Annotated in this window: 13 protein-coding genes; 12 read left to right on the top strand and 1 reads right to left on the bottom strand. The window is 47.9% G+C overall.

Annotated elements, in window-relative coordinates:
• The first annotated feature begins 1 nt into the window (after nt 1).
• The 12 genes from GJR95_RS27170 to GJR95_RS27225 all read left to right on the top strand — a co-directional run bounded on the left by GJR95_RS27170 (nt 2) and on the right by GJR95_RS27225 (nt 13,015).
• Nucleotides 2-502, top strand: a complete 501-nt coding sequence (locus GJR95_RS27170) for an NADH-quinone oxidoreductase subunit C (RefSeq protein ID WP_162388845.1) — start codon at nt 2-4, stop codon at nt 500-502.
• A 64-nt stretch (nt 503-566) separates the two neighbouring features.
• Complete coding sequence (gene nuoD, locus GJR95_RS27175) at nt 567-1,799, top strand: NADH dehydrogenase (quinone) subunit D (RefSeq protein WP_162388846.1); 1,233 nt, start codon at nt 567-569, stop codon at nt 1,797-1,799.
• Nucleotides 1,800-1,814: 15 nt separating this feature from the next.
• Entirely contained in the window at nt 1,815-2,318 is a 504-nt protein-coding gene (gene nuoE / locus GJR95_RS27180; protein ID WP_162388847.1) for an NADH-quinone oxidoreductase subunit NuoE, read from the top strand.
• Between the two features lie 3 nt (nt 2,319-2,321).
• Nucleotides 2,322-3,662 (top strand): NADH-quinone oxidoreductase subunit NuoF, encoded by a 1,341-nt coding sequence (gene nuoF, locus GJR95_RS27185; protein ID WP_162388848.1) that lies wholly within the window; start codon nt 2,322-2,324, stop codon nt 3,660-3,662.
• Nucleotides 3,663-3,728: 66 nt separating this feature from the next.
• Entirely contained in the window at nt 3,729-4,811 is a 1,083-nt protein-coding gene (locus GJR95_RS27190; protein WP_162388849.1) for a 2Fe-2S iron-sulfur cluster-binding protein, read from the top strand.
• 87 nt (nt 4,812-4,898) lie between these two features.
• Entirely contained in the window at nt 4,899-6,065 is a 1,167-nt protein-coding gene (nuoH, locus tag GJR95_RS27195) for an NADH-quinone oxidoreductase subunit NuoH (protein WP_162388850.1), read from the top strand.
• A gap of 74 nt (nt 6,066-6,139) precedes the next feature.
• Nucleotides 6,140-6,706, top strand: a complete 567-nt coding sequence (locus tag GJR95_RS27200; protein ID WP_162388851.1) for a NuoI/complex I 23 kDa subunit family protein — start codon at nt 6,140-6,142, stop codon at nt 6,704-6,706.
• 38 nt (nt 6,707-6,744) lie between these two features.
• Complete coding sequence (locus tag GJR95_RS27205; RefSeq protein ID WP_162388852.1) at nt 6,745-7,299, top strand: NADH-quinone oxidoreductase subunit J family protein; 555 nt, start codon at nt 6,745-6,747, stop codon at nt 7,297-7,299.
• A 301-nt stretch (nt 7,300-7,600) separates the two neighbouring features.
• A complete protein-coding gene (locus tag GJR95_RS27210; protein ID WP_162388853.1) occupies nt 7,601-8,470 on the top strand; it encodes an alpha/beta hydrolase family esterase in 870 nt (289 codons plus the stop codon).
• Nucleotides 8,471-8,582: 112 nt separating this feature from the next.
• The gene (locus tag GJR95_RS27215; RefSeq protein ID WP_162388854.1) at nt 8,583-9,761 is read left to right on the top strand and encodes an acetyl-CoA C-acyltransferase; all 1,179 of its coding nucleotides are present in this window, start codon (nt 8,583-8,585) and stop codon (nt 9,759-9,761) included.
• A 187-nt stretch (nt 9,762-9,948) separates the two neighbouring features.
• Entirely contained in the window at nt 9,949-11,763 is a 1,815-nt protein-coding gene (locus GJR95_RS27220) for an acyl-CoA dehydrogenase family protein (protein WP_162388855.1), read from the top strand.
• Between the two features lie 127 nt (nt 11,764-11,890).
• Entirely contained in the window at nt 11,891-13,015 is a 1,125-nt protein-coding gene (locus tag GJR95_RS27225; RefSeq protein ID WP_162388856.1) for a Gfo/Idh/MocA family protein, read from the top strand.
• Nucleotides 13,016-13,247: 232 nt separating this feature from the next.
• Here GJR95_RS27225 and GJR95_RS27230 read toward each other — a convergent pair whose 3' ends face one another.
• Complete coding sequence (locus tag GJR95_RS27230; RefSeq protein ID WP_162388857.1) at nt 13,248-14,441, bottom strand: anhydro-N-acetylmuramic acid kinase; 1,194 nt, start codon at nt 14,439-14,441, stop codon at nt 13,248-13,250.
• Nucleotides 14,442-14,470: the final 29 nt, after the last annotated feature.

Below are 14,470 nucleotides of genomic sequence, written 5' to 3' on the forward strand. Positions count from 1 at the left end.
GATGCTGACCAACGAAGAAGTTGCGCAGACCATTATTAATCAGTTTGGCGAGGCTGTCAGTGATTTTGATGATCCGTATGACCTGCTAACCTTTTCGACTACTCGGGAAACGATTATCCCGCTGATCACTTACCTAAAAGACCATCAGACATTTCAGGTTGGTTTTTTGACTGATATCACCGGCATACATTACCCGGATTCAGTGGGTAAAGAGTTCTGTGTGGTCTATCATCTACACAGTCTGACCAACAACTTCCGGTTGCGAGTCAAAGTCTATCTGTCAGCAGATGATCTTCACATTCCGACCGCGAGTCCCGTTTTTGCCAGTGCAAACTGGATGGAACGCGAAACCTTCGACTTTTTTGGGATTATTTTCGATGGACACCCTGATCTGCGCCGAATCCTGAACATGGAGGAAATGGATTATTTCCCGATGCGCAAAGAATATCCGCTCGAAGACGCCACCCGCGAAGATAAAATTGACGCATTGTTTGGACGATAAATACTGGCGAAAGAGCGAATGCGTATTTACGCATTTACTCTTTCGCTCTTTTACTCTTTAAGAAATGGTTTCTGAAGATCTCGATATAGCCAACAAAAACCTGCCTGCCGAACAGGGTCCGGTTCAGTATGTTAATGAACTGACTACGCTCAATCTCGGTCCAACCCACCCAGCTACGCATGGTATTTTCCAGAACGTCCTTCAGATGGACGGGGAGAAAATTGTATCGAGCGAGCAGACGATCGGGTACATCCACCGGGCTTTCGAGAAAATTGCCGAGCGTCGCCCGTTCTACCAGATTACTACGCTTACCGATCGGATGAACTACTGTTCGTCGCCCATTAACAATATGGGTTGGCACATGACAGTTGAAAAATTATTGGGCATCGACATACCGAAACGGGCCCAATACATCCGCGTCATTCTGATGGAACTGGCCCGGATTGCCGACCACGTCGTTTGTAATGGCATTTTAGGTGTTGATACAGGAGCTTTTACCGGCTTTTTGTATATCTATCAGGAGCGTGAAAACATTTACGAAATTTACGAAGAGATCTGTGGAGCTCGTTTAACGACTAATATGGGTCGAATTGGTGGCATGGAGCGTGACCTCTCTCCTACTGCCATCCGTAAGATTAAAGAGCTGCTGGTACGTTTCCCTAAAATATTACGCGAGTTTGAAAATCTATTTAATCGCAACCGGATTTTCATGGATCGCGTTGTAAACGTTGGGTCAATTTCGGCAGAACGCGCCCTTAGTTATGGCTTTACTGGCCCAAACCTGCGAGCCGCGGGTGTCGATTACGACGTTCGTGTGATGAACCCGTATTCATCCTATCAGGACTTTGAGTTTGACATTCCTGTCGGACAAAGTGGCGATACCTATGATCGGTTCATGGTTCGGAATGAGGAAATGTGGCAGAGTCTTCGGATTATTCAGCAGGCGATGGACAACCTGCCGGAGGGCCCCTATTATGCTGACGCTCCTCAATATTACTTACCGCCAAAGCAGGAAGTCTATAAAAACATGGAAGCCCTCATCTATCACTTCAAGATTGTGATGGGCGAGATCGATGCACCCGTTGGTGAAGTTTATCACGCTGTTGAAGGCGGTAACGGCGAACTTGGCTTCTACCTGATCAGCGATGGAGGTCGCGCACCATACCGCCTACACTTCCGTCGTCCGTGTTTTATCTATTACCAGGCTTACCCGGAAATGTGTAAAGGCCTCACGCTATCTGATGCCATTGTCATTATGAGTAGTATGAATGTCATTGCAGGTGAGTTAGATGCATAGTACAGTTTTCAGTTTATGAGCACGACTGTTGAAAATAAACCGGTGGTTTTTACCCCAGAGCGTTTAACGAAAGCGCAGGAAATTATTGCCAATTATCCTGACGGGCGGCAGAAGTCAGCGCTATTGCCGCTGCTTCATCTGTTGCAGGAGCAGGAAGGCTGGACCAGTCCCGAAGGTATGGACTACGTAGCCCGGTTGCTTAGTATCCAGCCAATTGAGGTTTATGAGGTAGCAACATTCTACACCATGTACCACATTGACCCGGTCGGTAAGCATGTTATTGAGTATTGCCGTACGGGTCCATGTTGCCTGATGGGTGGCGAAGAGGTATATGCCCATCTGAAACAACGCCTTGGCATCGACACCGGCCAAACAACAGTCGACGGACAGTTCACACTCAAAGAAGTTGAGTGCCTAGCCGCCTGTGGAATGGGCCCAGTGTTTCAGATTCGGGAAAAATACTATATGAATCTGACTAACGAGCGTGTAGACGAGATCATTGACGAGTTGTCGAAGTAACCCATGGCTACCAAAATACTGACCGAACATATTAACGTTCCCGGCATCGAAACCTTCGATGTATACCGGAAACAGGGCGGCTATACGGCCGTTGAGAAAGCGCTTAAAACAATGACACCCGAGGCCATTGTTGAAGAAGTGAAAAAAGCGGGCGTTCGGGGGCGTGGTGGCGCTGGTTTCCCGATGGGTATGAAATGGAGCTTTCTGGCTAAGCCGGAGGGCGTTCCGCGTTATCTTGTCTGCAACGCCGACGAATCGGAGCCCGGAACGTTCAAAGACCATTACCTGATGAAAAACCTTCCTCACCTGTTGATTGAGGGAATGATTGTTTCATCATTTGCACTGGGAGCCAATAAGTCGTTCATCTATGTTCGGGGTGAACTGATGTACGTTATTCGCATTCTCGAAAAAGCCATCGCCGAAGCAAAAGCAAAAGGCTTTCTGGGTAAAAATATTTTAGGTACAGGCTATGACCTCGAACTGGTCGTACAACCGGGTGGTGGAGCCTACATTTGTGGCGAAGAAACAGCCCTGCTCGAATCGCTCGAAGGCAAACGGGGTAATCCACGGAATAAACCACCATTTCCGGCGGTCAAGGGTTTATATCAATGCCCAACTGTAGTCAATAACGTAGAATCGATTGCAACCGCGTCGTGGATTGTCAATAACGGTGGTGATGCTTATGCCGCCATTGGTATTGGCAGAAGTACGGGCACAAAATTGATTTCGGCATCGGGGCACATCAATAAGCCGGGTGTTTACGAAATTGAATTGGGCGTTCCGGTCGAAGATTTTATTTATGCTGATGAATGGTGTGGTGGCATTCGGCCAGGCCATAAATTCAAAGCACTGGTTGCCGGAGGCTCTTCTGTTCCTATTTTACCCGCCAATCTGGCTCTGACGCTCGCCAATGGCGATAAGCGCCTGATGACTTATGAGTCGCTGTCGGATGGCGGATTTGCAACGGGTACAATGCTGGGTTCCGGCGGTTTTATTGTCTTCGACGAAACGTCCTGCATTGTTCGTAATACCTGGAACTTCTCCCGCTTCTATCACCATGAGTCCTGCGGCCAGTGCAGTCCCTGCCGCGAGGGTACTGGCTGGATGGAAAAAGTTTTACATCGGATTGAATATGGTCACGGTCATCAGCAGGATATTGACCTGCTGGTCGATGTAGCCAAGAAAATAGAAGGGAATACCATTTGCCCGCTTGGGGATGCGGCCGCCTGGCCTGTTGCCAGCGCAATCCGGCATTTCCGTGATGAATTCCAATGGCATATTGACAATCCTTCAGAAGCAACTCAGCCCGGCGCTGTTTATCGGGGCGATATGGCTCTGGTATAAATCTAGTGCGGCTGAAAAGCTGCAAACCAATTAATACTGAGCGGTTTTTGGCCGCAATACTGATATATGGAAGACGTAAAGCCGCAACTGTTGAAAGTCACTATCGACGGAATCGAAGTCGAGGTGGAACCGGGAACGACCATTTTGCAGGCCGCCCGCAAGATCGGCCCGGATGTGGCTCCTCCTGCCATGTGCTACTATCAGCCATTGAAAGGTAGTGGCGGTAAATGCCGGGCTTGTCTGGTTCGGGTGGCAGCGGGTTCTGCTAAAGATCCACGGCCCATGCCTAAACTAGTGGCGTCGTGTCTGACGGCTGTGCAGGACGGTATGGTTGTTGAAAATACCACGAATCCACAGGTAATTGATGCGCGGAACGGTATCGTTGAGTTTTTGCTCCTGAACCACCCACTCGACTGCCCAGTATGTGATCAGGCAGGCGAATGTGACCTCCAGAACTTTGCCTTCGATCATGGCAAGGTTACGACACGCTACGAAGAGGATCGCCGGACGTTCGAGAAACACGACATTGGCCCCTTCATACAGCTTCACATGACGCGTTGCATTCTGTGCTACCGTTGTGTTTACACCGCCGACCAGATTACCGAAAAACGGGTTCATGGTGTATTAGGGCGTGGCGACGCTTCTGAAATTGGAACGTACATCGAGAAAGCCATTGACAATGATTTCTCGGGTAATGTTATCGATGTTTGCCCGGTTGGTGCCCTGACGGATAAAACGTACCGGTTCAAGAATCGCGTATGGTTCTCGAAACCTGTCGATGCTCACCGCGACTGCCCAACGTGCTCAGGGAAAGTAACGCTCTGGTATCGGGGTGAAGAGGTGATTCGGGTAACGGCTCGCAAAAACGAGTGGAACGAGGTAACGGAGTTCATCTGCAATACCTGCCGCTTCGAAACCAAAAAAACCAGCGACTGGACAATTGAAGGGCCGACAAAAATCTCGCGCAGTTCTGTGATTTCGGCCAATAAATACCGGGCTGATGCCATAAAGCCAGGCTTCGGTCAACGGCTCGCAGCGGCAGAGTACAAGCCCATTCATGATGAACGCGATACGTCGCAATTGACAATTCAACAATTACCACCCGAGCGTTTTGCGAAGTTGCCATCGGCAATGGAACCTGAACCTTGAGTAGTTTATAGTTAACTAGTTTACGGTTCTCCTAATTCGTATTTGCCAGTAATTATAACCGAAAACTATAAACCGAAACGTTCACCAATGGACCTAACCATATTAATCGTTAAAGGAATCATTATCCTCGTTATTTTCGGGATAACGCTCCTCATTGCGACCTACTCCACTTACGCCGAGCGTAAGGTGGCCGCGTTTCTGCAAGACCGCATCGGCCCTAATCGTGCGGGCCCCTGGGGCTTGCTTCAGCCAATTGCCGATGCGGGCAAGATGTTCTTCAAAGAAGATTTCATTCCATCGCAGGCTAGCAAATGGCTATTTATCCTGGGACCATGCCTGGCCATGCTTACCGCACTTATGTCGAGTTCGGTTATTCCATTTGCCGATAGCATCAGGTTCGCCTGGAATAAAGTAAACTACGAAATCCCGGTACAAGCCATCGAAATCAACATCGGTGTGTTGTACATTTTTGGCGTAGTGTCGTTGGGTGTATACGGCATTATGGTTGGAGGCTGGGCTTCGAACAACAAGTTTTCGCTGCTCGGCGCTATTCGGGCAGCTTCACAGAACATTAGTTACGAGATTGCGCTCGGTCTGTCGATGATTGCCATTTTGATGATGACGGGTTCATTATCGGTTCGGGCGATCGTTGCCGAGCAAGCCAGTTTCTTCGAGTGGAACGTTTTTACCCAGCCACTCGGCTTCATCATCTTCCTGACCTGCGCATTTGCCGAATGTAACCGTACCCCATTCGACCTGCCGGAGTGCGAAACGGAGCTCGTTGGCGGCTACCATACCGAATATAGCTCCATGAAACTTGGCTTCTATCTGTTTGCTGAGTACATCAATATGTTCGTTTCATCCGCGTTCATCTCGGCGCTCTATTTTGGCGGTTTCCATTATCCATTCATGAACGAAATAGGATCAGCGTTAGAAAAATCACTGGGAGCTATAGCCGGTCATAACCTGGCAACGGCAATCCAGTTTGTCGTTTTCTTCGGTAAGATCTTCTTCTTCATCTTCTTTTTCATGTGGGTTCGCTGGACGCTACCACGTTTCCGTTACGACCAACTGATGAACCTGGGCTGGAAGACATTCATTCCGCTCTCCATCCTGAATGTAGTCGTAACTGGCGCTGGTCTGCTGTATAACTTTAAGTATGCAACCTGGCTCATCGCCATTGTGATGATCGTATTGGCAGTAATGTCTACCGCCCGTGCGCCGAAACAAGCAGTAATTCCACAACGGTCTTAATAGTTTATGGTTTTCGGTTTTCAGTGTAGCCGATGGTTCATTACTGAAAACCGAAAACCGAAAACGGACAAAACATGCAACTAACCAATCGCTCCAAACAAGTCAGCAATAAGGAAATGACGCTGGCGGAGAAGATGTATCTGCCTGCCGTTGTTGGTGGTCTGGCCATCACGATTCGCCACTTTTTCCGGAAAAAGCCGACGATTCAATACCCGGAGGTAAAAAAATACCTCGGCCCCGTTTACCGCGGGCACCATATCCTGAAGCGCGACGAACAGGGCCGCGAACGCTGTACAGCTTGCGGTTTATGTGCCGTTGCCTGCCCAGCCGAAGCCATCTCGATGGTAGCAGCCGAGCGTAAAAAAGGAGAAGAAAATCTGTATCGGGAAGAAAAATACGCGGCTGTTTATGAGATCAACATGCTACGTTGCATCTTCTGCGGTCTCTGCGAAGAAGCTTGCCCCAAACAGGCAGTTTATCTCCGTCACGATCGGATGGTTCCTGTTTTTCAGGAGCGCGACGAAGTGGTTTACGGAAAAGAGCAGCTCGTCGAAAAGATGGATGACCGTTATATTCGGGTTGCCAACTCAGAAGTTAAAGCCACACCAACGGAACCTAGCCTGACACGGGCTGCTACCTAGGCAATCATCTCCACCATCGTTCTTCATTCACCTGAACTATGACAGAATTTATAAATTTCTTTAAAGCCCTTACTCCTACTGGCTATCTGTTCCTGCTTCTGACGGCCGTCACGCTGTTCAGTGCAATTGGCGTTGTGACAGCTCGTAATCCGATCTACAGCGTTCTGGCACTGATTGCCACATTTTTTTGTCTGTCGGGCCACTATATACTGTTGAATGCCCAATTTCTGGCCGCAGTCAACATTATCGTGTATGCGGGTGCGATTATGGTCTTGTTTCTGTTCACCATCATGTTCCTCAACCTGCGGAAGGATGATGAAGAATCGAAAACGAATCTGACAAAGATGGCTTCCGTTGTTGTAGGCGGTTTGTTGATGGTGATGCTCATTACCATCTTCCGGGCTAAGAGTGCACAGGTTCCTACAGTCAACCCGGTGTCATTTAGCGCTAAAACAGGCCTGGTCGAGAACCTGGGCAATCTTCTTTACAGTGATTATATCCTGCCATTCGAATTGGCTTCGGTCCTGTTTCTGGTCGCTATGGTTGGCGCCGTTATGCTGGGCAAGCGCGAAGCAGGTGACCGTCATTTCTAACCGAACAGATCTACTTTCAGGATTTATACGATTTATCGAATTTGATTTTTATAGCCGCTCAAAAAGCGGCTATTTTTATGAAAGGCCAGCGTGCTAATAACGTATTAGGACTTTCGCCCAGATGCGTGCCAACGCAGCCGCGGAGGGTGGTTACTGATGCTGCTTTTAATAACCGTGGCACGCTTGACAGCGAAAGGCCTAAGTATAATATCCTATCATTTAACTTCCTGAAACGTACATAGCCACCTGGAACTCCCTGGTTTCAAGGCCGGGCAATTGCTCACTATATACTTTTTAACCTATGCTTCGCTTCACCTGCCTTTTTATTCTTTTTGGAATTGGTTCTTCATTTGCCCAAAAACCACTACTAACCGACTCCATTTTGGTAGAAGGTCATTATCGAACCTTCCATTTCCTTAAACCACCAAAACCTAATGCAACATTAATTTTTGTGCTGCATGGTTCGGGAGGAGACGGGTTGGGGATTCGAAAAGGAGCCAGCAAACTTGAGGAAAAATCAGATACCGAAAACCTCCTGCTTGTTTATCCAGACGGCTACAAACGATACTGGAATGAATGTAGAAAAACGGCAAATTCAGCGGCAAATCTGGAGAATATCAACGAAAATTCATTCTTCGGAGAAATGATCACCTATTTTGATACGAAATACAAAATCAATGTAAAGCAGATTTTTGCCATAGGCACATCGGGAGGTGGCCATATGGCTTATAAGCTTGCCCTAACCATGCCCGAAAAGTTTCGGGCCATATCAGCACTAATCGCGAACCTTCCGGACACAAATAATCTGGATTGCCCCGAGAAACGAGTTCCGATTCCCGTCATGATTGTCAACGGCACCGACGACAAAGTTAACCCCTACAATGGTGGTGAAGTTATTACCGGAACGATCAGCCTGGGGCTCGTTCGTTCCACCGACCGTACATTCAGTTACTGGGCATCCCTCGCAGGCTACCAGAATAAACCGGTGAAAGAACTCCTTCCAGATACTGACCCAGCCGATGGAAAAACAATAGAGCGGTATACCTACAAATTAAGGGGCAAACCAGAAATTACATTGCTAAAAGTCCTTGGTGGCAAACATGATTACCCCAACGATATTAATGTCTATCTGGAGTCCTGGAATTTCTTTAAACGGCAACTGATGCCCTGAAAGATATATAGTATGCTTGCATAATAATTTTCGTTCAGGCTGTAATTATTCCCGTAAAAATTGAGTTATTGCAGTGAGTTTCCTGCTTAACCAGTAATCAACAGTCTGTTTTATGGACGCATACATTGTAGCCGGATACCGCACTGCCGTGGGTAAAGCTCCACGCGGAGGTCTCCGTTTCACTCGCCCCGATGACCTGGCGGCTGAAGTCATCAAGCATTTAATCAGTCAGGTTCCCAATTTTGATCCTGCCCGCGTTGAAGACCTTATCGTTGGAAACGCTGTACCCGAAGCTGAGCAGGGCATGCAGATTGCCCGTTATATTGCCTTATTATCGCTGCCAAACAGTGTGCCGGGTATGACAATTAATCGCTACTGCGGTTCAGGGCTGGAAGCCATCGCTATTGCATCGGCAAAGATCCATGCTGGTCTGGCCGACTGCATCATTGCCGGTGGTACTGAGTCAATGTCACTTGTCCCGGTAATGGGCTGGAAAACAGCCTTGAATTACGAAATCGCTAAGGCACATCCTGACTACTATATTGGCATGGGCTTAACGGCCGAACAGGTTGCTCAGCAGTTCAAGATCAGTCGCGACGCACAGGATGAATTTGCCCTTGAATCCCATCAAAAAGCGCTGGCCGCTCAGAAAGAAGGCAAGTTCACGGATGAGATTGTTCCCATCAAGGTGAGTGAGACCTATTTCGATGCAGAAAGTAATAAAAAGAAAACCCGCGAATGGACTGTTGCTCAGGATGAAGGTCCACGCAAGGATACCAGCGCCGAAGGACTGGCAAAATTGAAACCGGTTTTCACCGCAGGCGGATCGGTAACGGCGGGTAATTCATCGCAAACTTCAGATGGAGCGGCTTTTGTCATCGTTATGTCAGAGCGGCTTGTCAATGAACTGAACCTGCAACCTATTGCCCGGATGGTTTCCTATGCCACGGCCGGTGTTGAGCCGCGCATTATGGGTATTGGTCCTGTAGCAGCCATCCCGATCGCCTTGCAAAAAGCAGGGCTGAAGCAGGACGACATTGAACTGATAGAGCTAAATGAGGCTTTTGCAGCCCAGTCTCTGGCGGTTATTCAGGAATTAGGTCTGGACCGGAGTAAAATCAATCCGAACGGCGGTGCCATTGCTCTTGGGCATGCACTCGGTTCGACGGGTGCCCGGTTATCCGTGCAATTGCTGAACGAAATGCGCCGACGGGATCAAAAATACGGTATGGTCTCAGCCTGTGTAGGTGGTGGGCAAGGAGTTGCGGGTATTTTTGAGCGCCTGAATTAACTCGTCCTATTACGCTAAATAGCTAGAAATCTGGCCAATGAACATCCCGAAAGTTGTGAACTTTCGGGATGTTTGCGTTTAAGCATATTTCCATTTGCAAATTATTATTAGTATGCTTGCATACTACTTTTTAAATGATTTTCTTTGTTTAAGAATTAGTATGCACGCATAATAACCCCCTTTCGATATGATTTCGACAGAACCAAAAGCTTCCATTAAAGGTGGCGAATTTCTGATCAAAGAAACTGAAGCGGCAAACGTTTTTATTCCTGAAGAATTTACTGAAGAACAACAGATGATTGCCGCCAGTAGTCGCGAATTTCTGGAACGCGAAATCTGGCCTCGCCTGAATGATATTGATAATGCCAAGTCGCCCGAACTGATTTCATCCCTGATGGACAAGGCGGGTGAACTGGGATTACTCGGAACATCCGTACCTGAAGAGTTTGGTGGTTTTGGCATGAACTTCAACACATCCATGCTGGTAGCTGAAGTGACGGGAGCAGGTCATTCGTTTTCGGTCGCGTTATCAGCCCACACCGGCATTGGCACCCTGCCGATCGTTTATTACGGCAACGACGATCAAAAATCGAAGTATTTACCCAAACTGGCAACGGGCGAATGGAAAGCGGCTTACTGCCTGACAGAACCAGACTCAGGCTCGGACGCCAATTCGGGTAAAATGAAAGCTACGCTGACCGAAGACGGTAAATTCTACGTGCTGAACGGTCAGAAAATGTGGATTACCAACGGAGGTTTTGCGGATCTGTACATTGTTTTCGCCAAAATAGACGATGGTAGTGGCCAGGCCGATAAAAACCTGTCAGCGTTTATTGTCGAGCGCACCTATGAAGGCATTACGATGAATGAATCGGAGCACAAGATGGGTATTAAAGGTTCTGACACACGTCAGATCTTCTTCAACGACGTGAAAGTGCCCGTTGAAAACCTGCTATCTGAACGCGGTAACGGTTTCAAAATCGCCGTAAATATTCTGAATATTGGTCGGATTAAACTGGGAATTGCTGCCGTTGGTGGTTCAAAAGAGGTCATTAATCACGCCATTCGATACGCAAACGAACGTAAGCAATTCAAAACGCCAATTTCGCAGTTTGGTGCTATTAAGCACAAATTGGCCGAAATGGCACTAAAAGTATACGCTTCCGAGACAGCCAGTTATCGTGCCGGGCAGAATATCGATGACCTGATTGAAGATTTCAAAAGCCAGGGTCTGGAAGATGGTCCGGCTAAGCTGAAAGCTCTGGAACAATTTGCGATCGAATGTGCCATCATGAAAGTACACGGCTCCGAAGTGCTCGACTACGTTGTCGATGAAGGGGTACAGGTATATGGTGGGATGGGCTATTCAGCCGATGCGCCCATGGATCGCTCGTATCGCGATGCTCGTATCAATCGCATCTTTGAAGGAACCAACGAGATTAACCGGATGCTGGTTGTTGACATGCTCTTAAAGCGTGCCATGAAAGGTGAGCTTGATTTGATGGGGCCAGCAATGGCGGTGGCTAAAGAGATCATGTCTATTCCGGATTTCAACTCGGAGGAAGAAGAAGGACTTTTCGTTGCCGAGAAAAAAGTGCTTCGAAATCTGAAGAAAGCAGCCCTTATGGTAGCCGGTGCCGCCGTACAGAAATTCATGATGAACCTGTCGAACGAACAGGAAATTCTGATGAACGTTGCCGATATGGCCATCGAAATTTATGTGGCCGAATCAGTACTGCTCCGCGTTGAAAAGCTCATTGGCATCAAAGGTGAAGATGCTGTTACCTTACAAAAGCAAATGGCAACGGTCTATTTGCACGAAGCCGTCGAGAAAGTAAATAATGCCGGACGGGCAGCGATCACTTCATTTGCTGAAGGCGATGAACTACGTGGCATGCTGATGGGATTGAAACGGTTCACTAAAATTGAGCCGATGAACCTCAAGGATGCCCGCCGTCAGATTGCCGATGCGATCATTGCCGAGAACAAATATATTTTCTGATCGGGAAACCAACCGTTAGGTTTGATAGATAAAGAACCTCACTTCGAAATAAGTGAGGTTCTTTTGTTTAGGTAGATAACTTTCGGGGGTGTCTTTTCTAATTGAGTTACCTAAAATCAACTCAATTATGCTACCAACCTCCCTTTCGCGTAGAAACTTCCTGGCGGGCCTCGGCGCATCGGCTCTCGCACTACCCGCTCTGACTGATGTGTTCGGCAATCCGATTCAGTCTGATTCACCAAATCAGGGTAGAAAATTAGGCATTGCCTTAGTTGGGCTGGGGTATTATAGCAAAAATCTATTGGCACCGGCACTGCAGCAAACCCAGAATTGTCGGCTGGCAGGTATTGTGACAGGCACTCCCGCAAAAGCCGAAGAATGGAAACAGAAGTACAATATTCCGCAAGCGAATATATACGACTACAAGACCTTCGATCGCATCGCCGATAATAAAGACATCGATGTCGTTTACGTTGTTCTGCCTAACTCGATGCACGAGGAATTTGTTGTTCGGGCAGCTCAGGCGGGCAAACACGTCATCTGTGAAAAACCGATGGCCATCACGCCCAAAGCATGCCAGAATATGATTGATGCCTGTAAAAAGGCAAATAAGCAATTGGCTATTGGCTATCGACTTCATTATGAACCATTTACAAAAGAAGTGATGCGACTTGGCCAGGAGAAAGTTTTTGGTCCTGTTAAATTCGTGGAAAGTAGCGACGGCTTTCGGAGTGGTGACCCCAATCAATGGCGTCTGAAGAAAAGCATGGCTGGGGGTGGTCCACTGATGGATGTAGGCATCTATGCAATACAAGGAGCGCGCTACGTAACGGGCGAGGAACCGATTTCGGTAACAGCACAGTTTGCGCCGAAGACGGATCCACAAAAGTTTAAGGATGTTGAAGAAGCAATGTTCTGGCAGTTTCAATTTCCCAGTGGTGCAATGTCTAATTCGACAACCAGCTATGCAGCTGGTGTGGAACGGCTTTACGCTTCCTGCGAAAAAGGATGGTTTGAATTAGCCCCTGCGTTTGGTTACGGACCACTCAAAGGCCGCACCAGTAAAGGCCCTATTGAGCAACCCGTTGTCAATCATCAGGCTACGCATATGGACGGCGTGTGTAAAGATTTGCTGGATGGAAAAAACCTACCCGATCACATTACTGGTGAAGAGGGACTTCGTGATGTAAAGCTCTTGCAGGCAATTTATCAGGCAGCCGAAACTGGCAAAAAAATTCAATTAAAATCCTAGAAACCAACTTATTAATCAATAAACATCAAATCTATCAACAAGGCCTGAGTAAAAACGGCCTTGTTGATAGATTTGATGCAAAATGGGGACACCGTGACGCGGTTATCCAGTGATTTTCCGTCAGGACCGGATCAATATGAAAATAGCTGCACCACGGTGGATTCGTATTGCCCGTTTTCGTCATCGCTGTGTCGGTTTTTAGAAACCGACATCACCACTCAGACAGACGAATTCACCTCGGGAAGCTCACCTTGCCCATCGATATGGTTGGCACGCCCTGCCGGTCGCCAAATGATGTTGTACCCCCAGCAAGGCTCTCATTCGCCAATACAGCAAACAACACGGCTTCTTTAGCGTCGCCATTGATGCCTAGCTCATTAGTCGAGCCGAATAGGCAACCCGGCAATAACTTTTGGATCGCGCCGGTTAGTATCGGGTTATGCATACCGCCACCACTCATATAGATGTGCGTTTCGTCTTCGTGTATAACGCGCCGGATGGCGCTGGCAATCGTATTGGCACTAAACTGAACAAGTGTCGCCATCAGGTCGGCAGCTGACAGATCAGACGTCTGACTTCTTGCCTGTGCTTCTTCCACGTAAGCAACATTGAAGACTTCCGGGCCAGTGGTTTTAGGAAAAGGCGCGTCGAAAAACGGATTATTTTTGAGCGAATCGAGTAAAGCGTCGTTCACCTGACCGCTGGCAGCAAGCTGACCATCTTCATCGTATGGATTATTCAACAATCGTCGGGCGTAGGCATCCAGAAGCGTATTACCAGGCCCTGTATCGGTCGTGAATACTTTACTGGCATCTTCATCAGCAGGTAGGTAGGTAAAATTGGCAATACCGCCCATGTTGAGCAGGATTCGGTTCTCACCCTTTTTAGAGAACATAAAATAATCGCCGTAAACAGCCAATGGCGCCCCTTCGCCCCCCATCGCTACGTGCTTCTGTCGAAAATCGCTGAATGTAATAATACCCGTAGTGGCCGCTATATGATCTCCATCACCGATCTGAAGCGTGGCATTGGGAAACGAATCGTGCCGGTGCTGACTTTTGGGGGCATGATAAACTGTTTGGCCATGACTGGCGACAATATCGACAGCATCTGGTTCAATTTCCCACTCGTGCAGACAATCAAGAATCATTCGACCATGGAGCCGACCGATATAAGGGTTCAATAAACACAACCGCTCGAAGTCAATTTCACGTTTGGCAAAGATGGTACGAATCTCCTCTTTGAAATCGTCGTTATAGGATACCGTCGTAAAGCGGTCGAGCACAACAGCCGTAGCGGGCCCACTACCTGAAATTCGGCACAGAGCAACATCGAGTCCGTCGAGCGAAGTACCAGACATTAAACCAATAATCCAACGTTCAGGTTTTGTAGCAATATCATAGAGATGTTGAATCTGCGGGTTCATACAGGTTTGTGATTTATAATCAATAGTTT

The organism is Spirosoma endbachense, from assembly GCF_010233585.1.
GTDB lineage: Bacteria > Bacteroidota > Bacteroidia > Cytophagales > Spirosomataceae > Spirosoma > Spirosoma endbachense.

Coding starts and splice junctions, on each gene's coding strand:
- GJR95_RS27170 (WP_162388845.1), top strand. CDS start 2: ATGCTGACCAACGAAGAAGTTGCGCAGACCATTATTAATCAGTTTGGC.
- nuoD (WP_162388846.1), top strand. CDS start 567: ATGGTTTCTGAAGATCTCGATATAGCCAACAAAAACCTGCCTGCCGAA.
- nuoE (WP_162388847.1), top strand. CDS start 1,815: ATGAGCACGACTGTTGAAAATAAACCGGTGGTTTTTACCCCAGAGCGT.
- nuoF (WP_162388848.1), top strand. CDS start 2,322: ATGGCTACCAAAATACTGACCGAACATATTAACGTTCCCGGCATCGAA.
- GJR95_RS27190 (WP_162388849.1), top strand. CDS start 3,729: ATGGAAGACGTAAAGCCGCAACTGTTGAAAGTCACTATCGACGGAATC.
- nuoH (WP_162388850.1), top strand. CDS start 4,899: ATGGACCTAACCATATTAATCGTTAAAGGAATCATTATCCTCGTTATT.
- GJR95_RS27200 (WP_162388851.1), top strand. CDS start 6,140: ATGCAACTAACCAATCGCTCCAAACAAGTCAGCAATAAGGAAATGACG.
- GJR95_RS27205 (WP_162388852.1), top strand. CDS start 6,745: ATGACAGAATTTATAAATTTCTTTAAAGCCCTTACTCCTACTGGCTAT.
- GJR95_RS27210 (WP_162388853.1), top strand. CDS start 7,601: ATGCTTCGCTTCACCTGCCTTTTTATTCTTTTTGGAATTGGTTCTTCA.
- GJR95_RS27215 (WP_162388854.1), top strand. CDS start 8,583: ATGGACGCATACATTGTAGCCGGATACCGCACTGCCGTGGGTAAAGCT.
- GJR95_RS27220 (WP_162388855.1), top strand. CDS start 9,949: ATGATTTCGACAGAACCAAAAGCTTCCATTAAAGGTGGCGAATTTCTG.
- GJR95_RS27225 (WP_162388856.1), top strand. CDS start 11,891: ATGCTACCAACCTCCCTTTCGCGTAGAAACTTCCTGGCGGGCCTCGGC.
- GJR95_RS27230 (WP_162388857.1), bottom strand. CDS start 14,441: ATGAACCCGCAGATTCAACATCTCTATGATATTGCTACAAAACCTGAA.